Origin of the sequence: Actinacidiphila sp. bgisy160 (assembly GCF_965342435.1) — a bacterium.
Lineage (GTDB): Bacteria > Actinomycetota > Actinomycetes > Streptomycetales > Streptomycetaceae > Actinacidiphila.
On record NZ_CBDRCM010000078.1, the window covers coordinates 1 to 23,023 of the forward strand.

A 23,023-nucleotide genomic window follows, 5' to 3' on the forward strand; every position below is an offset into this window, starting at 1 on the left:
CCCCCCCCCCCCCCCCCCCCCCCCCCCCCCCCCCCCCCCCCCCCCCCCCCCCCCACGGTGGGGCGGCGCACCCTCGCGCTCGTCGTGGACCGCGAGGGCGGCCCAGTGCCCGGCACGGGCCTCGTGGGCGTCGAGACCCCGGCGACGGGCACCGACATATCCGAGGCGCCCACGACGATCATCAGCAAGCGGCTGACCGCGGCCGCCGTCCCGCGCCGGATCGCCCTCAGCGGTTCCCGCCGCAACCTCGTCGCCGCCGGCGCGGGCGCCTTGCTGGCGGCCGTGCTCGGCACCGTCGTCGCCCTCGGCACGACGGTCTCCGGCGGTGACCAGAACACCCCCATGAATGTCAAGCCCGTCGAGTCCGCCCAGGAGGACAACGCGGACAACGCGGACGACGGGCTCCCGGCCGAGGACCTCCCCAGCCCCGGCTCCAGCAAGCGGCCCAGCCCCTCGGCGAGCGGCAGCGACGCCGGGACGCCGCCTGGCGCGCCGGCCGGCGGCACCGGCGGTGCCGGGTCCGTGTCCGGTGGCGGCTCCGGCGGCACCAACGGGGGCACCGACGGCGGCTCCTCGGCGGGCGGCGGCTCGGCCGGCGGCGGCGGCTCGGTCACCGGCGGTGGTTCGCACAGCGGCGGCGCGGGCGGCAACACGCAGGGGGGAGGGACCACGACCGGCGGCCAGACCGGCGGCACGGGCGATCCGACCGACGGCAGTCCGTCCGGATCGCCGTCGGCGACGCCGACCGACCCGGAAAGTCCCACCCCGACCGACCCGGGCGCCGACGGCGGCTCCGGTGACGCCGGCACCTCGGCCAGCGCGAGCGCGCCCGAGAGTTCCGCCACCGGCACCGATCTGCCCGGCGCTCCCGGCGACTCCGGCACGATCGCCTGACCCGCGCCCGACACGGCGCGGCCGTGGTGGTCGGCAGACCACCGAGGCCGCGCCGTGGTGCTTCCCGCCCACGCGGTGGGGGAGGAGGCGGTGTGCGTCAGAAGAGGCGGAGCTTGTCGTCCTCGATGCCGCGCAGCGCGTCGTAGTCGAGGACGACGCAGTCGATGCCGCGGTCCGTGGCGAGGACCCGCGCCTGCGGCTTGATCTCCTGGGCCGCGAAGACGCCCTTCACGGGCGCCAGCAGAGGATCGCGGTTGAGGAGTTCGAGGTACCGGGTGAGCTGCTCGACACCGTCGATCTCGCCGCGGCGCTTGATCTCCACCGCGACGGTCGTGCCGGACGCGTCCCGGCACAGGATGTCCACCGGGCCGATGGCGGTCGGGTACTCCCGGCGGATGAGGTTCCAGCCCTCGCCCAGCACCTCCATGCGGTCGGCCAGCAGCTCCTGCAGGTGGGCCTCGACGCCGTCCTTGATCAGGCCGGGGTCAACCCCGAGTTCGTGCGTGGTGTCGTGCAGCACGTCCTCGATGGTGATGATCAGCTGCTCACCGGCCTTGTTGACGACCGTCCAGACCCCGTCCTCGCCCTCCTTGAGCGTGCAGGGCGGCGACATCCAGTTCAGCGGCTTGTAGGCACGGTCGTCGGCGTGGATGGAGACGCTGCCGTCGGCCTTGACCAGGAGCAGCCTGGTCGCCGACGGCAGATGGGCGGAGAGCCGGCCCGCGTAGTCCACGGAGCAACGGGCGATGACGAGACGCATGGTCGGCAACGTTACTCGCTACCGGGCGCGGCCGGAAAATGGCCTGTTGTGAGCGCTCCCGCCTAGTGTCATGGGACCTCTCCGCCTACGGTTGTGGGTGGAGGCCGTCGTGCGGGAGAACTCTGGGCGGCTTCTCTCCGTAGTCCGTCTGACTCCTCGGACAGGGGGGTCACGAGAGGAGTACTCATGTCGCTCGACGTCTCACCGGCCCTCCTCGAACAGGCCGAGCGAGGCGAGGTCGACGAACGTGAATTCGTCGACTGCGTCCGGACCTCCCTGCCTTACGCATGGGACATGATCAGCTCTCTGGCGGCACAACTCAAGGTGGACGGCGGCGAGTTCGCCGACAACCAGGTTCCCCCGCCGGACGAGCACGCGCGCGGGCAGCTGCTCCGCGCCCTGGCGAGTGACGCGATACGGGGCGCCCTGCAGCGGCACTTCGGGGTCCGGCTGGCGTTCCAGAACTGCCACCGGGTCGCGGTGTTCCCGCTGGACCCGGCGGTCGACGAGCGTTACGCCACCTTCACCTCCGTACGCGCACAGCTGCTGAACCAGTCCCCGGAACTGCGGGACTGCTGAAACGGGCAGGGTGCTCCCGCCGTTGGTCGCACCACTGCTCTTTGATGTTTCAATCAGGCCAATTGCGGGAGCACTTCGCTGCCCAGTCGCGCCACGTTCTCCTCGGTGGTCGCGAGATCGCCGGAGCCCTCGACGAGCAGGGCGAAGCGGCTGATGCCGGTCCGCTCGGCGGTGGCGGCCAGCCGGTCGGCACACAGCGCGGGCGGGCCCACCGGGTGGAGATCGCAGAGGAGTTCGGTGTAGGCGAGCGGATCACGCATCGTCCGGGGCCGGCCGTCGACCGTGCGGTGCGCGGCGAGGCCCCGCTGGAGCCAGCCGGGCATCGCCTTGGTGAGGGTCTCCACCGCGTCCGCGCGGCGGTCCGCGATCTGTGCGACGCCCGCGGAGACATGTTCCGCCCTGGCCACTATTTCGGGTGAAAGCCCCGCATCGCGCGCCTCCGCCTGCCACATTGCGACCATGGCAGCTTTGTCCTCGTCGCCGCAGTGCATGCCGAGCAGCATCGGCAGGCCCCTGCGCGCCGCGAGCCGGACGCTGCCCGGCGAGGTGCAGGCGACCACCACCGGCGGCCCGCCGGGCGCCTCGAACTCGTCCGCCCGCGGTACGACATCGACCTCGCGGAAGGCGAAACGCCCGCCCGAGGCCCCCACCCGGGGCTCGCGCAGCCAGCGCAGCAGCAGGTCCAGCGACTCGGGGAAACCGCTCTCGAAGGCGGCCAGTCCGGCACCGAAGACCTCGAGGTCCACCCAGGGGCCGCCGCGGCCCACGCCCAGCGTGAAACGGCCGCCCGAGGTGATGTGCAGCAGCGCCGCCTGCTCGCCGAGCGCCACGGGGTGCGCGGTCGGCAGGACGCTCACCGCCGTCCCGATCCCGATCCGGCGTGTCCTGCCCAGCAGTAGCGCCGCGAGCGTCACGGCCGACGGGCACACGCCGTACGGCACGAAGTGGTGCTCCGCCAGCCATACGGAGTCCAGCCCGGCCCTCTCCGCCGCCTCCGCGGACCGCACCGCGCGGTGCAGAGCTTCCCCCGGTCCCTGCCCCGGGAACTGGGCGGCGAGGACGAAAGTACCGACACGCATCGTGCTTCACACCTTCCTCGGTGGCCGACACGGCTCCCCTACCGGCATTAACGCCTGACACGTGCCAAAGGCACGGCCCGGCCATCGCGATTTCATGATTTTCCAGGTGATGGCCGAATCGGGGTACCCGGCCGGGTACCCGGCACGGTCGGCGCTACGCGTACGCTGGAGGCGGTCCCGAGTCCCCAGAACCGCATGAGGTGTGTGCCCGTGTCCCCGCGCCGAAACCGCCCGCGAGGCGCCGCCGGCAGAGCCGAGGAGCGCCTTGAGGCCGGGCCGGCCCGAGGACCGGAGCGCGTGGAGAGCTGGCAGGGCGAGCAGTGGATCGTCCGTCAGCTGGCCGGGAGCACCGGCGGCAAGCACTACCGCTGCCCCGGCTGCGACCAGGAGATCCCGCCGGGCATCGGCCACTTGGTGGCATGGCCGGAGTACGGCGGCGTGGAGGACCGGCGCCACTGGCACACCGCCTGCTGGAACGCGAGGGACCGCCGGGGCGCACGGCTCCAGCGGTCCCGCAACGCCCCCCGTTACTGAGCGGGGGACGGAAACCCGGTGACCCGGGTCAGACGTCTCGCTTGGTGAGCGCCGCGTAGGCCGCGCCCAGGGCGACGGCCGTGATGATCGCGAGCACGACCAACTGGCGCACGCCGTCGGCGTCGCCGTTCTCCAGCATCGGCATCTGGTAGAGCGACGCGATGGCGTTGGGGGAGGAGTACTCGATCAGCTTCTCCTGCACCTTGCGCAGGCTCTCCGACTGCATGAAGATCGCGACGATCAGCGGCAGCAGGACCACGCCCATCATCGTGGTGATCGCGCCCGCCGAGTGCCGCAGCAGCGCGCCCACGGCCAGGGAGAGCAACCCGAGCAGGGCCACGTACAGGCCGACACCGGCGGTGGCACCGAGCCACTGGGTGCCGCTGGCGGTGGTGAGGCCGTCCTCGACGACGAGCCGGGGGCCCAGGAAGGAGCCCTCGCCCACCGGCTTGCCGCCAAAGGTGGCGTAGTTCATCAGCGCGGTGAGCGCGCACGCCACGGTGGTGACGGTGAAGGTCAGCGCGAAGAAGACGATCGCCTTCGCGGTGAGCACCCGGCCGCGCTGCGGGCAGGCCGTGAGGGTCGTGCGGATCATGCCCGTGCCGTACTCGGAGCTGATCACCAGTACGCCGAGGGTCATGACGCAGAGCTGACCGAGGAGCACCCCGAACAGGCCGAAGCCGAGCACGGGGTCGGAGACGTTCTCGGCCGAGGCCAGGCCGACGACGAGCAGGTTGATGCCGAGGATCAGCACCAGCATGACGCCGAGCGTCCAGATCGTGGAGCGCACCGTACGGATCTTGGTCCACTCGGACCTCAGCGCGTGGCCGAGGTGGGTCTTCTGCACCGGGAGGGTGGAGGAGAACTGCGGGGCCGGGCTGTGGACGGGGGCGGTCATCGGGCGTCCTCGACGGGCTGGGTCGGCTGCGGGGCGGGCGGAGCGGCGGGCGCACCGGGCGCGGGCGGCGGCACGGGCGCACCGGGCGGCACGGGTGGCTGCGCGTACGGGCTCACGGGCACGGCCGGTGCCGCCCCGGGGCCCGGCTGCGCCGGAGGCTGCTGCTGTCCGTAGCCGTAGCCGTAGCCGTTGGGCGGCTGCTGCGGAACGGGCTGCGGGTACGGCGGCTGCGACGGCATGCCCCAGCCGCCGGGCGCGGGCGCACCGGCCGGCTGCTGCAGGCCCTGCCGGGGATCGGCGGTGGAGCGGTAGTCGACGGCGCCGTTGGTGAGCCGCATGTAGGCCTCCTCGAGCGAGGCCTGGTGGGGCGACAGCTCCCACAGCCGCACCTCGGCGTCGTGGGCGAGGTCGCTGATCCGCGGCAGCTCCAGACCGGTCACACGCAGCGCGCCGTCCTGTTCCTGCCGCACCTGCGCACCCGCGTCGGTCAGCGACTTCGTCAGCTTCTCGCGGTCCGCGGCCACGTCAGGGGTGCGGACCACGGCGAAGCCGGTGGAGTTGCGGGCGATGAAGTCCTTGACGCTCATGTCGGCGAGCAGTTGCCCGCGGCCGATCACGATCAGATGGTCCGCGGTCAGGGCCATCTCGCTCATCAGGTGCGAGGAGACGAAGACCGTACGGCCCTCCGAGGCGAGCTTGCGCATCAGATGGCGCACCCAGTGAATGCCCTCCGGGTCCAGGCCGTTGACCGGCTCGTCGAAGAGCAGCACCTCCGGGTCGCCCAGCAGCGCCGCCGCGATGCCGAGGCGCTGCCCCATGCCGAGCGAGAAGCCCTTGGAGCGCCTGCCCGCGACCTCCTGGAGGCCCACCACGCCCAGCACCTCGTCCACCCGGCGGGCCGGGATCCCGGACAACTGGGCCAGGCACAGCAGGTGCTGGCGAGCGCTGCGCCCGCCGTGCACGGCCTTGGCGTCCAGCAGCGCGCCCACCCGGCGCGGGGCGTTGGGCAACTGCCGGAACGGCTGCCCGCCGACGGTCACCCGTCCCGCGGTCGGGGTGTCCAGGCCCAGGATCATCCGCATCGTGGTGGACTTCCCGGAGCCGTTGGGTCCGAGGAAGCCGGTCACCATGCCGGGCCGCACCTGGAAGGACAGGTTGTACACGGCCGTCTTGCTGCCGTAGGTCTTGGTGAGGCCGACTGCCTCGATCATGTTCCGCCCCTCGACGAACAGTGCGTGGGGCGGCGTTCGCCCCCATGAGGATGAGGAGGCTGGCGGGGCGGGATCGGTTCCCGCCCCGTGAGGCCCGAATTGCCCGGGAGTGGTCAGGCGTCCCGCTTCTTCAGCAGCGCATAGCCGCCGATCAGGGCCACGATCACCCACAGCGCCATGATGCCGAGTCCACCCCACGCGCTGTACGGCGCGGGGTCGTCCGGGGCGATCGTGGCCCGCATGATCTTGCTGCCGGCCTGGTCGGGGAAGTACCGGGCGACGTCCTTGGCACCCGGCACGGCCGACAGGATCCCGGAGACCAGGAAGAAGAAGGGGATGAGGATGCCCAGCGAGACCAGCGGGCTGCGCAGCATCGTCGCGACGCCGACGGCGAAGAGCACCATCAGCGTCATGTAGAGGCCGGCCCCGAAGACCGCGCGCAGCACACCCGGATCGCTGATCGAGGTGTCGTGGTCGCCGCCGAGGACGGCCTGCCCGATGAAGAAGGAGACGAAGCTGACGATCACCCCGAGGACGAAGGTGATCCCGGCCGCGACGGCGATCTTGGAGAGGTAGAACGTCGCGCGCTGCGGCACCGCCGAGAGCGAGGCCCTGATCATGCCGGTGCTGTACTCGCTGGAGATGATCAGCACGCCGAAGGTGATCAGTGCGAGCTGGCCGAAGAACAGGCCGGACAGGCTCTGGCTGGTGGCGTCGAACTGGGCGCGGGCGCCCTCGTCGAGGTTGTCCCACTGGGTGCGGAAGAGCAGGCAGAACAGACCGCTGATGACGATGGTCAGGACGGTGGCGGAGGCCAGCGTCCACATGGTCGACCGGACGGTCCTGACCTTGGTCCACTCCGACTGCAGAACAGCGGTGGTCGCTGCCATGTCAGGCTTCCTTTCCGGCGTGCGAGTTCCAGGTGGAGCCCCACTGGGGCGCGGAGGAGGCGGCCTCGCCGCCCTCCGCTGTGGGCCCGCCGGCGTGGTACTCCACCGACTCGGCGGTGAGTTGCATGAAGGCCTGCTCCAGGGAGGCCTGCTGGGGGCTGAGCTCGTGCAGCACCAGCTGATTGCGGGCGGCGAGTTCACCGATCTTGGCGGATTCCGTGCCCTCGATCTCGAAGGCGCCCTCATCGTTGACCACCGCGGTGATCGACGCGGCCGTCAGCGTGTCCTTGAACTTCTCCGGCTCCGGGGTGCGGACGCGGACGTAGGAGCGGGAGTTCTCGGCGATGAAGTCCGCCATCGTCGTGTCCGCCATCAGCTTCCCGCGACCGATCACGATCAGGTGCTCGGCGGTCAGCGCCATCTCGCTCATGAGGTGGCTGGAGACGAAGATCGTGCGGCCCTGGGCGGCCAGCCCCTTCATCAGGTTGCGGATCCAGTGGATGCCCTCCGGGTCCAGTCCGTTGACCGGTTCGTCGAACATCAGGATCTCCGGGTCGCCGAGCAGCGCCGCGGCGATGCCGAGACGCTGTCCCATGCCGAGGGAGAACCCTTTGGAACGCTTCTTGGCGACGGGCGCGAGACCGACGATCTCCAGCACCTCGTCGACCCGGCGGGCCGGGATGCGGTTGGACTGGGCCAGGCACAGCAGATGGTTGTACGCCGTGCGGCCGCCGTGGATGGCCTTGGCCTCGAGCAACGCCCCGATGTGCTTGAGTGGTTCGTGGAGCTCGCGGTAGTGCTTGCCGTCGATGCGGATGCTGCCACTGGTCGGATTGTCCAGGTCCAGCATCATGCGCATCGTCGTCGACTTGCCCGCCCCATTGGGGCCGAGGAAGCCGGTGACCACCCCCGGCCGCACCGTGAAGGTGAGGTCGTCCACCGCGGTCTTGTCGCCGTACCGCTTGGTCAGCCCCTGCAGCTCGATCATGCCGCATACACTATTTGGCCGTGGCGCGCGATGCACGCGGAATTCCCGCCCCCGTTTGCGCTCTCCCGGACACGACCGAGCCCCCTGCCGAGGAGGCGGGGGGCTCGATGCGCGCGGGTACTTCGCGGAGCGTCAGCGCTGGGCCGGGACGCCGCGCGAGACGGGCTCGTCGTCGGCGGGGGCGCCGGCCGCGGCGACCGCCGCACCGGTCAGCGTGGCCAGCATCTCGCGGACGTTGGTCAGCTGGGCGTTGATGCTGTCGCGGCGGTTGGTGAGCGCCGCCAGCTCGCGCTCGGATTCGCTGCGGATGCGGTCCGCCTTGGCGTTCGCGTCGGCCACGATGTCCTCGGCCTGGCGCTGCGCGGTCTCCACCGTCTGGCGGGCACGGCGCTCGGCGTCGGTGCGCAGTTTCTCGGCCTCCAGCCGGAGCTGCTCGGCACGGTGCTCGATCTCGGCGAGACGCTTCTCGGCCTTGGCCTGACGGGAGGCGAGGTCGCGCTCGGACTGCTCGCGGCGCTTGGCCAGGTTGGTCTCGAAGTCGGCCGCGGCCTGGGCCGCCTTGGCGCGGGTCTCCTCGAAGAGGGCGTCCGCCTCCTCGCGCTTGGCCTGCGCGTCCTTCTGCGCGTCGGCGCGCAGCTGGCCGGCCTCACCCTTGGCCTTCTCGACGATGCGCTCGCCCTCGTCCTCGGCCTTGGCCTTGCGCTCGGCGGCGTAGGACTCGGCGTCGTTGCGCACCTGGGTGGCGGCGGACTCGGCCAGCTCGCGGTGCTGCTCGGCGGCGCGGCGGGCCTCCTCGCGCAGGTCCTTCGCCTCCTCCTCGGCGAGACGGAGGATCTTCTCGACGCGCGCGCCGAGACCCGCGTAGGACGGCTCGGCGTCGTTGACCTGCGCCTGCGCGTTCTGGGTCTCGAGGTGAAGCTCCTCGATGCGCTTCTCCAGCGCGTTGATCCGGGCCAGTGCACTGTCACGGTCGGCGACGAGCTTGGTGATGCGGTCGTCCACCTGCCCGCGGTCGTATCCGCGCCGCACGAGCTCGAAGCCGAAGGGGGAGGAAGTGTCGCTCATGGGGATCCTGTCAATTCAGACCGGGTGGGGTGATAGGGGGAATCCTAGGGGCCGAAGCGGCGTGTCTTACAGTCACTGTCCAGTAACTGTGCACAATGACCGCTCAATCGAGTGGCGCATCGTCGGACCGCTTGCTCCCTGTCCGGGTCGTACCGGCCGATGCTCCGGCAGTGACCGCGTTCTTACCGTTCTGTGGGGCGTTCTGACTGTTGCTCTTTCCCCCGTCGATCGGCTGCTGGAATGACTCCAGTGCCTCAAGGACATCCTGCACGCGGGTGATTTCCGCGTTGATGTCCTGGCGGCGCCGGCTCAGCACCTCGAGCTCCTTCTTGCCTTCGGTCACGATGCGCTCGGCCTCGACGCGGGCCTCGCTCAGCACCCGCTCCGCCTCGCGCTCCGTGCCGTTCTTCTTCTGCTCGGCACCCTTGAGCAGTTCCTCGGCCTTCTTCACCGCGGCGATACGGACCTTGCTCGCCTCGGCGCTCGCGCTGGACCGGGTCTCCTCGGCCTTGGCCTCGGCGTCCGCGACCAGTTCGCGGGCCTTGGCCTCCGCCTTCTCCAGCTGCTCGGTGGCGGCCTCGACCAGCTTGTCGACCCGCTCTCCCGCCGACTTCATCGTGGCGGCCGCCTCGTTGCGTGCCCGCTCGTGCAGTTCCTCGACCTCGGCCTCGACCCGCTGCCGCAGCTCCTGCGCGCGCTCGCGGATGGCGGTGGCGTCCCTGCGGGCCTCCTCCAGCAGCGTGTCGGCGTCCGTACGGGCCCGCTCCACCATTCCGTTGCTCTCCGAGGTGGCCTCGGCGACGATCCGGTCGGCCTCCTTGCGGGCCGCGCCGACCATGGTGTCGGCATGCTCCTCCGCGGCGGTGCTGATCTTGACGGCCTCGCCCTGCGCCTCGGAGATGAGCTCGTCCGCCTGCTCCGCCGCCTCGGCACGACGCTTGTTGGCGTCCTCGCGCGCCTCGTCCCGGATCCGGTCGGACTCCGCGCGGGCCGCCTCGGCGTCGCGTTCGGCGGACTCCAGGGCGTCCTTGGCGAGGATGCTCAGCCGCTCGGCCTCCGCGCGGGCCTTGGTGATCAGCTGATCGGCCTGCTGGGCCGCCTCCGTGCGGCGCTTGTTGGCCGTGTCACGCGCCTCGTCCACGATGCGGCGGGCCTCCGCCTCGGCGGTGCCCAGTGACTCCTCGGCCGCGCGGCGGCGCTCCTCGGCGTCGCGCTCCGCGGAGTCGAGGGCGTCCTTGGCGAGGATGCCCAGCCGCTCGGCGTCGCGTTGCGCCTTGCCCACGGTCTCCTCGGCCCGGGCGGCGGCGTCGGCGCGGAGCCGGTCGGCCTCCTCGATCGCCTCGGTGAGCAGCCGGTCGGCCTGCTCGGCGGCATCCGTCCGCTGCCGGTTGGCCTCGTCGCGGGTCTCCGTCCGCAGCCGGTCGGCCTCCTCGATGGCCTCGCCGACGGTGCGGTCGGCCAGCTGCCGGGCCTCCTCGGCCTCCTCCTGCGCCTCGCGACGCAGCCGCTGGGCGTCCTCGGTGGCGCGCTCGCGTTCGGCGTTGGCGTCCGCGTGCAGCCGGTCCGCGGCCTCCTGGGCCTCGGCCCGCAGGCGCTCCGCGGCGTGCTCGGCCGCCGAGCGCAGCCCGGCGATCTCCTCCTCGGCCTGCTCGTGCAGCCCGCCCACCGAGTCCCGCACCTGCTGGGCGGTCTGCTCGGCCGCGCCGACCAGCTCGGCCGCGTGCCGCTCGGCCTCGGCGACCAGCCGTTCCGCCTCGGCGCCGGCCTCCTCCACCCGCTTGCGGGCTGCCGCCAGCAGCTCCTCGCCCTCGCGACCGGCCTGCGCGCGCTCCTGCTCCGCCTCACCGCGGGCTGCCGCCAGCAGCTCCTCGGCCTCCCGTCGGCGGCGTGCGGCCTCCTCCTGGGCGGCGGACAGCGCCTCGGCCGCCTCGGCCCGCAGCCGTCCCGCGGTCTCCTGCGCCTCCGCGCGGACCCGGTCGGCGGTCTCCTGCGCCTCGGTGCGCAACTGCTCGGCCTCGGCGGCGGCGTCGCCCCGCAGCCGTACGGCGAGCTGCTCGGCCTCGGCCCGGGTCTGCGACGCGTCGGCGGCGGCCTCGTCCCGCAGCCGCGCCGTCTCCTGCTCGGCCTGCTCCTGCAGCCCGCGGACCCGCTCGGCGACCTCCGTGCGCAGCGCGGCCGCCTCCTCGGCGGTCTCGCGGCGAAGCCGCTCCGCCTCGGCGCGGGCCTCGCGCAGTGCCTCCTCGGCCGCGGTGATGCGGCGCTCGGCCTCCTCGCGCAGCCGGACCAGATCGGCCTCGGCCTCGTCGCGCAGCCGCTGGGCGGCCCGCTCGGCCTCCTCGCGCGCCAGCCGGCCGGCGCCCTCGGCCTCCTCCCGGACCTGCTCGGCCTGCTGCTCGGCCTCGGCGCGCAGCTGCTCGGCCTCGCCCCGGGCACGCTCCAGCAGCTCGTCGGCCTGCTTGCGCAGGCTCGCGGCACGCTCGATCGCCTCGGTACGGACCTTCTCGGAGTCGGCGGTCGCCTTCTGCCGGTGCTCCGCGGCGTCGGCCTTCGCCTTGGTCAGCAGCTCCTCGGCGGACCGGGCCGCCTCCTCGATCTGCTGCACGGCCTCGCGCCGCGCCTCGCCGCGGATGCGCTCGCCCTCGGCGACCGCCTCGGCGCGCAGCTGCTCGGCCTCGCCCCGCAGCCTGCGGGCCTCCTCCTGCAGCTCGACCGTCTTGGCGCGGTACTCCTTGGTGTCGTCCTTGGCGGTGCCGAGCAGCTCCTCGGCCGACTCCTCGGCCTGGCCGCGCAGCCGGTCCGCCTCGGCCTCCGCCTCGCGGCGGATGCGCTCGGCCTCCTCGCTCGCCGCGCGGGTGGTGGCACGGGCGTCCTCGGTGGCCTTGTTGAGGACCTCCTCGGCGGTGCGGGCCGCCTTGGCGAGGGCCGCGGCCGCGTCCTCGGCAGCCTCCGACCTGGCGGTCTCCTGGGCCTGGCTGCGCAGCCGCTCGGCCTCGGCCTTGGCGTCGGCGAGGATCTGCTCGGCCTCGGCCTTGGCGGCCTCGGCCTCCTTGGTCGCCTCGGCGACCAGCCGGGCCACCTCGGCCTTGGCCGTACGGGTGCGCTGCTCGTTGTCGGCGTCGACGGTGGCCAGCCGTTTGGCGGCGTTGGAGGCGGCCTCCTCGCGCAGCCGCTCGGCCTCGCTCTGCGCCTCGCGCAGCTTCTCCTCGGCCTCGCGCAACTTGTCCTCGGCGGCCCGGGACAGCTCGCCGGCCTGGGTGCGGGCGCTCTCGGCGGCGTTCCGGGTGGAGGCGCGCAGCTGCTCGGCCTGGGTGGTGGCCTCCTGGGCCTGGCCGGCAGCGGCGTTCAGCAGCCGCTCCGCGTCCGCGCGGGCACGGCGCAGCAGCTGCTCGGCCTCGGCGCGCGCGGTCGAGGACTCCGACTCCAGCCGGTCCCGGGCACTCTCGGCGATCCGCTGCGCCTCGGCGCGGGCGGCGGCCAGCGCGGCCTCCGACTCGGCGCGGGTCTCCTCCATGAGGCGGCGGGCCTGGGACTCGGCGCGGGCGCGCAACTGCTCGGCCCAGGCCACGTTCTCGTTGACATGGCTCTCGACGTTGGTGCGGCGCTCGGCCAGCTCCTCGTCGAGCCTGCGGCGCCGGGCGACGGCCTCGGCGTGCCACTCCGCCTCGACGCGGGCCTGGTGCTCGGCCTGCTCCTGGAGGAGGCGCTGGGTGGCCGCGCGGGCCTCGCGCAACTCCCGCTCGGCGTCGGCGCGCAGCTGATCCGCCTGGATCTGGGCGTTGCGCAGCAACTGGTCGGCCTGGTGGCCGAGGTTGTCGTAGGCAGGACGGGTCGCGAGGTTGCGGCGCGCCTCGTGCAGCTTGGCGCGCAACACCTCGACCTGGTAGCCGAGGTCTTCGGCATGCTGGACGACCTTGTCCCGTTCCTTACGAAGCCGCTCCATCTCGGCCTCGAACTGCGAGAGGTGGTCGTCCTCAACCTCGTAGCGGTCGTAGCCCCGCACTCCGCGGTCCCATCCGTCTCCTGGTGTACCCACCCGCCAACCGAGTGAGATTCCCCGGGGCCCCGTTTACCGCGGGGCCTTGCGGAGAATTGTGTCCGATCCCACGCCGAGGCGCGGGCAGGTACCCCAGCCCACCCCGGGGTCGCCAGGCCACTCTACCGGGGCGAGTCGTCTCCGGTCAGTGGTCCTTGGCCGAGGTGACGAGCTCGGTGAGCACTCCGTGGCAGTCCTTGGGGTGCAGGAAGGTGATCCGCGACCCCATGGAGCCCCCCCGCGGGCTGTCGTAGAGCACCCGCACGCCCTTGTCGCGGACGGCCGCGGCGTCCGCGTCGACGTCCTCGGTGCCGAAGGCGATGTGGTGCACCCCCTCGCCGTTCTTGGCCAGCCACTTGGCGACGGTGGAGTCCTCGCGGGTGGGCTCCAGCAGCTGCAGGTAGGAGGCCCCGCCGTCGGAGGTCTCGTTGATCTTCAGCATGGCCTCGCGCACGCCCTGCTCCTCGTTCACCTCGGTGTGGAACACCTCGAAGCCGTAGGTGGCACGGTAGAACTCGACGGTCTTGTCGAGGTCGAAGCAGGCGATGCCGATGTGGTCGATTCGCGTCAGCATGGCTCCAGTGGACCGCCGGTCGGCGTGGTCACGCAACGTGCGCGCGATCACACCGTCTGCCGGGTGACCGCCGGCTCCACCCCTCAGTACATTGACAGCACCCTCGAAAACCATCGTTAACATTCCCTCCGTGCAAAGGGGCCGCGTCATGACCAGCCAGGCACGAACGTCCGTGATCGTCGCGGGTGCGCGCACCCCCATGGGCCGGCTGCTCGGCTCGCTGCGCAGCTTCTCCGGTGCCGAACTCGGCGCCGTCGCCATCAAGGCCGCGCTGGACCGGGCCGGCATCGGCGGCGACCAGGTGCAGTACGTGATCATGGGCCAGGTACTCCAGGCGGGTGCCGGGCAGATCCCGGCGCGTCAGGCCGCCGTCAAGGCCGGCATCCCGATGAGCGTGCCGGCGCTGACGATCAACAAGGTCTGCCTGTCCGGCCTTGACGCCATCGCGCTCGCCGACCAGTTGATCCGGGCGGGTGAGTTCGACATCGTCGTGGCCGGCGGCCAGGAGTCGATGACCAACGCCCCGCACCTGCTGCCGAAGTCCCGCGAGGGCTTCAAGTACGGCGCCGTCCAGATGCTGGACGCCATGGCGTACGACGGTCTCACCGACGCCTTCGAGAACATCGCCATGGGCGAGTCGACCGAGAAGCACAACACGCGCCTGGGCATCGGCCGCGCCGAGCAGGACGAGGTCGCCGCGCTGTCCCACCAGCGGGCGGCCGCCGCGCAGAAGAACGGCCTGTTCGAGGCCGAGATCACCCCGGTGGAGATCCCGCAGCGCAAGGGCGAGCCGGTGGTCTTCGCCAAGGACGAGGGCATCCGCGCCGAGACCACGGTCGAGTCGCTGGCCAAGCTGCGCCCGGCCTTCAGCAAGGAGGGCACGATCACCGCGGGCACCTCCTCGCAGATCTCCGACGGCGCCGCCGCGGTGGTCGTGATGAGCAAGGCCAAGGCCGAGGAACTGGGCCTGGAGTGGATCGCCGAGATCGGCGCCCACGGCAATGTGGCGGGCCCGGACAACTCGCTGCAGTCGCAGCCGTCCAACGCCATCGCGCACGCCCTGAAGAAGGACGGGCTGTCCGTCGGCGACCTGGACCTCATCGAGATCAACGAGGCCTTCGCGGCGGTGTCCGTGCAGTCCATGAAGGACCTGGGCGTGACACCTGAAAAGGTGAACGTCAACGGCGGTGCCATCGCCCTCGGTCACCCGATCGGCATGTCCGGCGCCCGCATCGTCCTGCACCTGGCACTGGAGCTCAAGCGCCGCGGCGGCGGTGTGGGCGCGGCGGCCCTGTGCGGTGGCGGCGGCCAGGGCGACGCCCTGATCATCCGCGTACCGGGCAAGTAGCGGAAGTACCGGCAAGTAACGGCACGAACGGCGAGTGAGCCGAAGGGGAGCGGCCGCTGCCGAGAGGGAGAGCGCGGAGCCTGCGAGGAACGAGCGGGCGAACGCGGTCGACTGTCGGCGACGGCTGAGCGAACCGAAGGCGAACCGAGCCCCTGAAAGGCAACAAGGAGCGCGACGATGGACGTCCCCACCCTGGTGGAGCAGGCACGGCAGGGCCGCCCGCGGGCGGTCGCCCGGCTGATCTCACTGGTGGAGGGGGCGTCCCCGCAGCTCCGCGAGGTGATGTCCGCGCTCGCGCCGCTGACCGGTGGCGCGTATGTGGTGGGCCTGACCGGCTCGCCCGGCGTCGGCAAGTCCACGTCGACGTCCGCGCTGGTCTCGGCGTACCGGCGGGCCGGCAAGCGGGTCGGCGTGCTGGCCGTGGACCCGTCCTCGCCGTTCAGCGGGGGCGCCCTGCTCGGCGACCGGGTCCGGATGAGCGACCACGCCTCCGACCCCGGCGTCTACATCCGCTCCATGGCCACCCGCGGCCACCTGGGCGGTCTGGCCTGGGCCGCGCCGCAGGCGATCCGGGTGCTCGACGCGGCCGGCTGCGAGGTGATCCTGGTGGAGACCGTCGGCGTCGGCCAGTCCGAGGTGGAGATCGCCGCGCAGGCCGACACCTCCGTGGTGCTGCTCGCCCCGGGCATGGGCGACGGCATCCAGGCGGCGAAGGCGGGCATCCTCGAGATCGGCGACGTGTACGTCGTCAACAAGGCCGACCGGGACGGCGCCGACGCGACCGCCCGCGAGCTCAACCACATGCTGGGCCTGGGCGAGGCCCGCCGGCCGGGCGACTGGCGCCCCCCGATCGTCAAGACGGTCGCCGCCCGCGGCGAGGGCATCGACGAGGTGGTCGAGGTCCTGGAGAAGCACCGCGCCTGGATGGAGGAGCACGGCGTGCTCGCGGAGCGCAGGCTGCGCCGTGCGGCCCTGGAGGTCGAGCACATCGCCGTCACCACGCTGCGCGAGCGTATCGGCGACCTCCACGGCGACCGTCGGCTCGGCACGCTCGCCGAACGCATCGTCGCCGGGGAGCTGGACCCGTACGCCGCCGCCGACGAGCTGGTGGCGGGCCTCACCGAGCAGACCTGAGGCCCGCGCCGCAGGGCGCGGGCCCAGGGGGCGCCGGGGGCGGGTCAGGCCTTGCCGCGTACCGCGCGAAGGTGATCCGCGACCGGGTTGAGGGCCCTGCGCAGGGCCGCCAGGTCCTCGGCGGGGAGCAGGTCGATGAAGTGCTCCCGTACGGCGGCGACGTGGTGCGGGGCGACCTTGCGCATGGTCTCCCAGCCGTCCTCGGTGAGGACGGCGAACAGCCCGCGCCGGTCGGACTCGCAGTTCTCGCGGCGGACCAGGCCCGCGGTCTCCATGCGGCTGATCTGGTGCGACAGCCGGCTCTTGGACTGCAGGGTGGCGCGGGCCAGGTCGCTCATCCGCATGCGGTGCTCGGGCGACTCCGAGAGGTTCACCAGGATCTCGTAGTCGTTGTACGTCAGACCGAACGGCTGCAGGTCCCGTTCGAGCTGGTGCGTCAGCAACTTGCTGACCTCCAGGTGGGTGCGCCAGGTGCGCTGCTCGTCGGCGGTCAGCCAAAGGGTGCCGGTCTCTGTCTCCATGCTGGAATTATACCTAGAAAGTTGAAATCCGGATTATTTGGGGTCCCTATACGTGTCGGTAGGGTCACAGACCGAAGCGGCGCTGCAGGTCCCCGAGTTGTCCCGGGAGCCTCGGCACGCCCTGCGCCATGCCCGGGGCGCCCGTTCCGCCGCCCGGGACACCGGCCTCGTGCGGCACCGCGCCCGTGGCCTGCTCGGGCATGAGGACCTCACTCGACTGGAGGAGTACCTGCCCCGCGCCGACGAACTCGAACTGGTGCTCCTCGCCCGAGGTGCCGCCGACGCCGGTCAGCGCCCGCAGGCCGCCCAGGACGCCACGCATGTACCCGTGGTCGTAATGGTGGCAGGGAGAGGGGCAGTCCGCCCACCCCACCAGGGCCTGCGGGTCGACGCGGACGGGGGGCTCGACGAAGTGCACGGCGCCGTTGGAGGCCGCCACGAACTTCCCCGTGCCGATCAGGGTGAGGAAGCCGGGAATGATCGACTGCTTGAGCGACAGGCCCGGCTGGAAGGCCAGCAGGTTGCCCGACCGGATGGTCAGGTTGCCGTCCTCCAGGTCGTAGGAGTTCACGTCGAACGCCCGGTCGGCGAGGATCATCTTGCCCTGGCCCTCGGCGACCACCCAGTCCGCGGCGTGCAGCGGGGAGTGGAAGTTGCTGCGGATCAGGCCGTCGAGTGCCCCGTGGCCGATGCCGTGGAAGCTGATCTGCCCGTAGTAGGCGATCATCTTCCCCTTCTGCAGGAACCACTGGCCCTTGAGGTCGACGCTGAAGGCGTACGGGTTGACGTTGTCGTCGACCGGCAGCGTGTAGGGGTCGTGGACGACCGGCCCGTTCGGGGTCACAGCTTCTCCTCGCTCGCCTGTACGTAGACCGTGCCGTGACCCGACAGCTCCAGCTGGAACGCCTCGCCGGAGCCGCGGCCCACCATGTCGCGCCAGCCGAGCGCGGTGGACAGCTTGTTGCGCACGTCGCCGCGGTGGGCGACGTACGCCTGGGGGTCGACGTGCACCGGGCGCTGCGGGGTGATCGGCAGCTCGATGACGCCGCCGTGCGCCATCACCGCGACCGCGCCGTGCCCCTGAAGGGTCGTGGTGAACAGCCCCTGCCCGGTGACCTGGCCGCGGATGACGCCCATGACGCCGCCCTGGGACCCCATGAACATCGTGCCCTGCCGCAGCGAGCCGTCGAAGGCCAGCAGCCGGTCCGCCTCGACGTACAGGGTGTCGCCGGTCAGGTCGACGCAGTGCACGTGGTGGCCGCCGTGCCCGAACATCACCGAGCCGTGGCCCTCGACGGTCATCAGCGGGGTCGCCTCGTTTGCCAGCCGGCGGCCGATCATCGAGCCGATGCCGCCCTGGCCGCCCTGCACGTTCGGGGTGAAGGTGACGTTCCCCCGGTAGGCCAGCATCGCGCCGCGCTGGCTGAACAGCCGTTGCCCCGGCAGCACCTGGGCCTCGACCATCTTCGAGTTGATGCGGGTGAAGGGCATCAGACCTGCCCCCCGATGGTGTTGCGCTCGCTCGGCTGCACGTACACCAGGCCGTCGCCCTCGAAGCGGATCTGGAAGGACTCGCCGCCCGACTCGCCGATCATCGTCCGCCAACTGATGCCGGCCTGGAAGTGCTGCCGGAGGTTGCCGGTGTGCGCCACGTACGCGCCCGGGTCCACCTGCAGCGGCAGCCCGGGGGCGACGCGCAGCACCACCGCCGGGCCGTCGGAGGTGATCGCCGCCTGGCCGGCACCCTCCACCGTGGTGGTGAACAGCCCGTTGCCCTGCGATGCGCCGCGCAGCCCGGTGAAGGTGGTGCCGGTGCGCAGCGTCGCCTCGGTGGCCAGCAGGTTGCTGGCCTCGACGTAGAGCTTCTCGCCGTTCAGCCGTACGAGGTTGATCTCGCTCGCGCGGTCGGCGAAGTAGCAGGTGCCCTGCCCGCGCACCTCCATGACCTCCATCGACTCGCCGGTCAGCCGCCGGGTCACCATGCCGCGCAGACCCTCGCCGCCCCCGGACATCTTCTTGAAGCTCATCTGGCCGTCGTACGCGACCATCGAGCCGTTCTTCGCCTTCACGGCGTCGCCGGCCATGTCCACGGCGAGCACCTTGCTGCCCTGCAATCGAAACTGAGCCACGGGTCAGACCGTATCCGTCCGGGAGGAACCCGTCACCAGGGTCCTCGTCACATGATGTCCACCGGTTCCCTGCGGTGCTCCCGCCGCCTCCTCGACCTCCAGCAGCGAGGCGCCGCGGCGCTCGGCCTCGAAGGCGGCGTGGCCGCCGCGCAGCCCGAACAGCCGCTTGGAGAGCAGGATGTAGAGGACGGCGAGGAGGTTGAGGACGAGCGTGCCGATCTTGAGGTAGCTCACCTTCTCGGTGAGCTCCCAGACCTCCAGCGGCAGGAAGGCCGCGGTCGCCACCACCGTCAGGTACTCCGCCCACCGCTTGGCCGCCCACAGGCCGACGGCCTCGACGATCTCGATCACCGCGTACGCGAGCAGCGCGCCCGCCACGATGAGCAGGGTCGAGTGCTTGTACTCGAAGGTGCGGCGGATGGTGTCCACGACGGGGGAGTGCTCGAGGTCGTAGTGGAAGTGCCGGAAGACCGGCCGGAAGACGGTGAGGTTCTCCTCGAAGAAGCGGCGCACCGAGTCCTGCGAGTTGCTGAACCGCCACACCGCCCACGCCGCGATGACGATGAACACCCCGCGCAGCAGCCGCTCCACCGCCAGGAAGCGCAGGATGAACAGGTCGCGCAGCGCGCGTCCGCGCGGCACCTCGGGTGCCCGGTCGGCCGGACCCGAGCCGTGCGGCGGGCCCAGGGCGAAGTCGCCGCAGCGCAGGCAGCGCCACACCTCCCCCAGCGCGGTCTCGGCGCGCAGCCGCTCCCGCAGGTGCGCCTCGTCGGGCGCGTACGTGATGTGCCCGCGCCGGGCGCAGTGCCGGCGGTCCCAGTCCAGCTTCATCCGCTTCTTCCTCGTCAGGGCGGTTCGTCATGGAGGGGGACGCGTCCGGCCCGCCGACGGTTCACCTGTCCCCCGGGGGACCCGGGGGCAGGGCGGCCGGAGGGCCGGGTGATAATGGGTGGGCCACTTGTGATCGCATTCACAAACATCCTGATCGCAGCGTCGACGCCCGCCGCAGTCCCTGTCCCGATAGTGAGGTCCCGTGGACACCAAGACCGCCTCCGCCCTCAACCGGCTCCGCCTGGTCTCCGCCCCAGAGGCGGTGTCGTTCCTGATCCTGCTGGTCTGCTCGGTGCTCAAGCGCACCACGGACTTCGACGCGGTCCGGGTCATGGGCTACGTTCACGCTGCTTTCTTCCTCCTCTACGTCCTGTTCTGGCTGGACGCCTGGAACCGCACCAAGTGGCCGCTCGGCCGCGCCGCGCTGTACTTCCTGCTCTCCGTCCTGCCCACCGGCGGCTTCTTCGCCGAGCGCAGGCTGCGCCGTGAGGCCGAGGACAGCGTCATCGCGGCCCGTGCGCGCAAGGAGCTCAAGGAAGGCGTGGTCGAGGCGTGATCGTCGCCTTCTCCGTCACCCCGCTCGGCGTCGGCGAGGACGTCGGTGCGTACGTGGCCGACGCGGTCCGCGTGGTCCGCGAGTCGGGGCTGCCCAACCGCACCGACGCGATGTTCACCTCCATCGAGGGCAAACGCAGGTAGCTTCGAGTGCATGACCAGCACGGCGATCTACCTGCGACTGTCCCGCGAGAGTGACGACAGCGCTTCAATCGAGACTCAGCGCGCTGCTGCCCATCAGTGGCTTACCGCCCATGGGCACGACCCTGCCGCATCCGTCGAGTACATAGACGTAGGCGTCAGCGGAGCCAAGCCGCTGGAGCAGCGCAAGGGCATGTCAGCGCTGATGGCGGCAACGCCTGATGTGGTGATCGCATGGAAGCTGGACCGCTACGCCCGCAGCATGAGCGAGTTCCTGCGGCTGGTGGCGTGGGCGGAAGCCTACGGGGCCAAGATCGCGACCACAGACAACACGATCGACACCAGCACGCCAACCGGCCGCATGGTGGGGAACGTCCTCGCTGCACTCGCTGAGTGGGAACGCAGCATGATCGCTGCTCGTATCAGCGAAGGGCACGAGACGCGCCGGACGCAAGGACGGTGGTCCAGCGGGAGAGCGCCGTTCGGATACCAGATCACCCGGCGGGACGGTGCGGCCTATCTCGCCGTCGACGCTGCGCAAGCCGAACTCATCCGCGCTGCTGTGGCCAAGCTGATCAGCGATGGCACGGTAGCGGGAACCGCCCGCATGGTCGGCTTGTCTGAACCCCAGTGGCGCAGACTCCTGAAGTCGCCGACGCTCCGGGGTCACCGTGCCCACAAAGGCGCCCTGGTGCTGGCTGCCGATGGCGTCACGCCGGTTCAGTTCGCCGACCCGATCCTGACTGCCGCCGAAGCCAAGGCCGTCCGGGAACGTCTACTCGCGCTGGCCACCGGCACCGACCGTGCACCCCGCCGGGCGACTCCCCTGGTTGCTGGTCTGGCGTTCTGCTATCGCTGCGACGGCAGGCTCAATGGCGGAACCAGCGACAAGGGCGTACCGCTGTACCGCTGCAAGGCTGGTCACGTGACGATCTACGCAGAGACGCTGGATCAGCGGGTGGAGGCCGAATTCCTGCATACCTGGGGGCAGTTCGCTGAGCACGTAGTCCGACTGGAAGGTGGGAACGATCTTTCTGCCGAGATGATCGCCGCTCAGGAGCAAGCCCGCCGACTGGGGGAGCGCATGGCCACCGCCGGGCCGCTGATGCTGGCGACCCTCGGCGAGATGGAGGCAGAGCTAGAAGCCGCCTACGCCGCTCTGCGGGCCGCTCACGACCCGGAGGTGCGGGAGGTCCAGGTTCCCACCGGCCGGACCATGGCGGATGCATGGGAGGCTTCGCCGGAGTCGCGTAGCCGTTTGCTCGCTGACCTGCACCTGCGGGTGACCCTGTGGCCGAAGCAGCAGGCGGAGCGGCTGAGCATCGAGTGGGGGCCAGAAGACCGGGCGGAAGCCGAACTGCAGGGCATCGCCCTGGTGGAAAGCGGCCTACTTGAGTAGGTGCTCGCCTGACTGCCGTTCACGGCCCGTTGCTGGAATCCCCTCCGGTGGCGGGCCGTGGGCGTTCCTGCGGGCGCTGCAGCCCTGTGGATGCTGTCGGCCCGAAGTGACGAATGACGATGGTGACACCGTTCTCGGTTTGCCCTACAGCGGGAGATGTTTAAATTGGTCTCTCCTTTCACCTATTCTGCTGTTGACGTGGGATTTTATGGACTCGCAAAGCCACCTAATGGTTGCCTTTGATCCACCTCCGGTCACCTGTTGGGGTCCTCGGTCGCTGCGCGATCTTGCGGACAGCGGGAAGGGCAAGGCTCGGACGTAACTGCAAGGGAGTCGAATCTTGAGGAAGTACATAGACGACGTAGCCGCCCGTCGCGCGCTGGAAACTGCCGCTCAGCACGCTGGCCACGCTCGTGACCCGCTGCCGTTCGTGCGGACGGGGCAAGTTGGGCGACACCCGGCGGGGAGTGGCGGGATCTTCCGCTGATCCGCAAGGGTGTGGGGGACTGGCTGTCGGACGTGGCCGACGGACTTCGCTGGTACTACGCCCCCGCCATCGAGGCGGAGGAGCAGCGCGCAGATTTGGAGCGGCGCGCCAGCAGCGCCGAGACCAACGCGGCGTACGCCGAAGCGGGAGCGCGGGCGCTCCTACGCCAGGAAGTAGCCTCACTGCGCCGTGACGCTGCCGCCATCGCCACTCCGCCGGCTCCGGTCGCGCTGGAGACCCTGCAATCGCTCGGCACCGTGGCGTCCGAGGCGGTGGCCGTGGGTGGTCCAGCTGATCGTGCTCGGCCCCAAGCGAGCGCAAGAGAATCCGGTGGACATCGCCGAGATACTCCCATCATGGCCGTCACCCAGCAGCTCGCCCGCATTCCGGCGGTGTATCTCGCCGCCTGCCGCCAGACAGCCAGCGCGTCACCGGACGGTGATGCTCGCTGGGATCCGCCGGCATCGGACGTGCTGGACCTGGACTGGGCCCCGGCCTTGCTTGCCCGCCTGGGCGAAGTGTCCGGGCTCGATGAGGCTCGCCTTGACGCTCTCCGCCAGGCCACCGACGGCGACACCGCTGTCGACCTGGGCTTCCTCAATACGCACCCGCACGCCATCGGCCCGTTCGGGCCTGTCCCTACGGCTCTGTCCAGCGCTCAAGTGGCGCGTGTCTCCGAACTGCTCGACCAGATCGACATGCACTCCCTCCTGGCCGCCCTGCCCACCGACGAGCGCGAAGCCGGATACCTGATCGGCCACGGGGCCGACCACATCATCGGCGGCCCGCGTGAGTACCTGCTGAAGCACTTCAACGCCCTGCGGGACTTCTGCCTCGACGCAGCAAAGCGCCACCTGCTCATCGTGCTCTGGTGGGACTGACCCTGGCCCCAATCGAGGCGTCTCCCCCACGAGCACCTGGGGCATTGCGTGACCGTCCACATCTAGGAAATCGGGCTGCGTCGGGATGGGCT

22 protein-coding genes and 1 pseudogene are annotated in these 23,023 nt (G+C 71.3%); 9 read left to right on the forward strand and 14 right to left on the reverse strand.

Features of this window, described 5'->3' with window-relative positions; translation table 11 throughout:
- Positions 1-57: 57 nt before the first annotated feature.
- Positions 58-894, forward strand: a complete 837-nt coding sequence (locus tag ACRWNP_RS34460) for a hypothetical protein (RefSeq protein WP_431968520.1) — start codon at positions 58-60, stop codon at positions 892-894.
- Between the two features lie 97 nt (positions 895-991).
- On the opposite strand, the gene nucS is transcribed toward ACRWNP_RS34460, so the two are convergent.
- Positions 992-1,654, reverse strand: coding sequence for an endonuclease NucS (nucS, locus tag ACRWNP_RS34465; RefSeq protein WP_431968522.1), 663 nt, complete (start codon positions 1,652-1,654; stop codon positions 992-994).
- Between the two features lie 186 nt (positions 1,655-1,840).
- Here nucS and ACRWNP_RS34470 point away from each other — a divergent pair, with 186 nt between their 5' ends.
- Positions 1,841-2,233, forward strand: a complete 393-nt coding sequence (locus tag ACRWNP_RS34470) for an SCO5389 family protein (protein WP_431968524.1) — start codon at positions 1,841-1,843, stop codon at positions 2,231-2,233.
- Between the two features lie 53 nt (positions 2,234-2,286).
- Here ACRWNP_RS34470 and ACRWNP_RS34475 read toward each other — a convergent pair whose 3' ends face one another.
- Complete coding sequence (locus tag ACRWNP_RS34475; RefSeq protein WP_431968526.1) at positions 2,287-3,312, reverse strand: LLM class flavin-dependent oxidoreductase; 1,026 nt, start codon at positions 3,310-3,312, stop codon at positions 2,287-2,289.
- 210 nt (positions 3,313-3,522) lie between these two features.
- Between ACRWNP_RS34475 and ACRWNP_RS34480 the strand changes: the two genes are divergently transcribed.
- The gene (locus ACRWNP_RS34480; protein WP_431968528.1) at positions 3,523-3,846 is read left to right on the forward strand and encodes an ATP/GTP-binding protein; all 324 of its coding nucleotides are present in this window, start codon (positions 3,523-3,525) and stop codon (positions 3,844-3,846) included.
- 28 nt (positions 3,847-3,874) lie between these two features.
- Here ACRWNP_RS34480 and ACRWNP_RS34485 read toward each other — a convergent pair whose 3' ends face one another.
- The 7 genes from ACRWNP_RS34485 to mce all read right to left on the reverse strand — a co-directional run bounded on the left by ACRWNP_RS34485 (position 3,875) and on the right by mce (position 13,505).
- On the reverse strand, positions 3,875-4,744 hold the full coding sequence (locus ACRWNP_RS34485; protein ID WP_431968530.1) for an ABC transporter permease subunit: 870 nt from the start codon (positions 4,742-4,744) through the stop codon (positions 3,875-3,877).
- Entirely contained in the window at positions 4,741-5,955 is a 1,215-nt protein-coding gene (locus ACRWNP_RS34490) for an ABC transporter ATP-binding protein (RefSeq protein ID WP_431968532.1), read from the reverse strand. Before ACRWNP_RS34490 ends, ACRWNP_RS34485 begins: the two co-directional genes overlap by 4 nt.
- A gap of 113 nt (positions 5,956-6,068) precedes the next feature.
- Entirely contained in the window at positions 6,069-6,845 is a 777-nt protein-coding gene (locus ACRWNP_RS34495) for an ABC transporter permease (RefSeq protein WP_431968534.1), read from the reverse strand.
- Position 6,846: 1 nt separating this feature from the next.
- A complete protein-coding gene (locus ACRWNP_RS34500) occupies positions 6,847-7,833 on the reverse strand; it encodes an ABC transporter ATP-binding protein (protein ID WP_431968536.1) in 987 nt (328 codons plus the stop codon).
- 132 nt (positions 7,834-7,965) lie between these two features.
- Positions 7,966-8,898: a cellulose-binding protein gene (locus ACRWNP_RS34505; RefSeq protein ID WP_431968538.1), complete on the reverse strand. Its 933-nt coding sequence runs from the start codon at positions 8,896-8,898 to the stop codon at positions 7,966-7,968.
- Between the two features lie 103 nt (positions 8,899-9,001).
- Positions 9,002-12,898: a polarized growth protein Scy gene (gene scy / locus ACRWNP_RS34510; protein ID WP_431968540.1), complete on the reverse strand. Its 3,897-nt coding sequence runs from the start codon at positions 12,896-12,898 to the stop codon at positions 9,002-9,004.
- A gap of 178 nt (positions 12,899-13,076) precedes the next feature.
- A complete protein-coding gene (mce, locus tag ACRWNP_RS34515) occupies positions 13,077-13,505 on the reverse strand; it encodes a methylmalonyl-CoA epimerase (RefSeq protein ID WP_431968542.1) in 429 nt (142 codons plus the stop codon).
- A 172-nt stretch (positions 13,506-13,677) separates the two neighbouring features.
- Between mce and ACRWNP_RS34520 the strand changes: the two genes are divergently transcribed.
- Entirely contained in the window at positions 13,678-14,853 is a 1,176-nt protein-coding gene (locus ACRWNP_RS34520; protein ID WP_431968571.1) for an acetyl-CoA C-acetyltransferase, read from the forward strand.
- A gap of 177 nt (positions 14,854-15,030) precedes the next feature.
- Complete coding sequence (meaB, locus tag ACRWNP_RS34525; RefSeq protein WP_431968544.1) at positions 15,031-15,987, forward strand: methylmalonyl Co-A mutase-associated GTPase MeaB; 957 nt, start codon at positions 15,031-15,033, stop codon at positions 15,985-15,987.
- 44 nt (positions 15,988-16,031) lie between these two features.
- On the opposite strand, the gene ACRWNP_RS34530 is transcribed toward meaB, so the two are convergent.
- From ACRWNP_RS34530 to ACRWNP_RS34550, 5 genes are all read right to left on the reverse strand, one after another.
- Complete coding sequence (locus ACRWNP_RS34530) at positions 16,032-16,508, reverse strand: MarR family winged helix-turn-helix transcriptional regulator (RefSeq protein WP_431968546.1); 477 nt, start codon at positions 16,506-16,508, stop codon at positions 16,032-16,034.
- A gap of 64 nt (positions 16,509-16,572) precedes the next feature.
- Positions 16,573-17,352: an AIM24 family protein gene (locus tag ACRWNP_RS34535; RefSeq protein WP_431968548.1), complete on the reverse strand. Its 780-nt coding sequence runs from the start codon at positions 17,350-17,352 to the stop codon at positions 16,573-16,575.
- Positions 17,349-17,999 carry an AIM24 family protein gene (locus ACRWNP_RS34540; RefSeq protein WP_431968550.1) on the reverse strand — a complete coding sequence of 217 codons (651 nt, stop codon included), beginning with the start codon at positions 17,997-17,999 and terminating at the stop codon, positions 17,349-17,351. Before ACRWNP_RS34540 ends, ACRWNP_RS34535 begins: the two co-directional genes overlap by 4 nt.
- Entirely contained in the window at positions 17,999-18,637 is a 639-nt protein-coding gene (locus tag ACRWNP_RS34545; protein WP_431968552.1) for an AIM24 family protein, read from the reverse strand. The genes ACRWNP_RS34540 and ACRWNP_RS34545 overlap by 1 nt, the downstream gene beginning before the upstream one ends.
- 3 nt (positions 18,638-18,640) lie before the next feature.
- Positions 18,641-19,468: a DUF2127 domain-containing protein gene (locus ACRWNP_RS34550; protein ID WP_431968554.1), complete on the reverse strand. Its 828-nt coding sequence runs from the start codon at positions 19,466-19,468 to the stop codon at positions 18,641-18,643.
- A 202-nt stretch (positions 19,469-19,670) separates the two neighbouring features.
- On the opposite strand from ACRWNP_RS34550, the gene ACRWNP_RS34555 reads away from it, so the two are divergent.
- From ACRWNP_RS34555 to ACRWNP_RS34570, 4 genes and pseudogenes are all read left to right on the forward strand, one after another.
- Complete coding sequence (locus ACRWNP_RS34555; protein ID WP_431968556.1) at positions 19,671-20,024, forward strand: DUF3817 domain-containing protein; 354 nt, start codon at positions 19,671-19,673, stop codon at positions 20,022-20,024.
- A pseudogene (locus tag ACRWNP_RS34560) lies at positions 20,021-20,158 on the forward strand (thiamine-binding protein); the annotation flags it as partial. The gene ACRWNP_RS34555 and the pseudogene ACRWNP_RS34560, both read left to right, overlap by 4 nt.
- A gap of 19 nt (positions 20,159-20,177) precedes the next feature.
- Entirely contained in the window at positions 20,178-21,563 is a 1,386-nt protein-coding gene (locus ACRWNP_RS34565) for a recombinase family protein (protein ID WP_431968558.1), read from the forward strand.
- 498 nt (positions 21,564-22,061) lie between these two features.
- Positions 22,062-22,931: a hypothetical protein gene (locus ACRWNP_RS34570; RefSeq protein ID WP_431968560.1), complete on the forward strand. Its 870-nt coding sequence runs from the start codon at positions 22,062-22,064 to the stop codon at positions 22,929-22,931.
- Positions 22,932-23,023 lie beyond the last annotated feature (92 nt).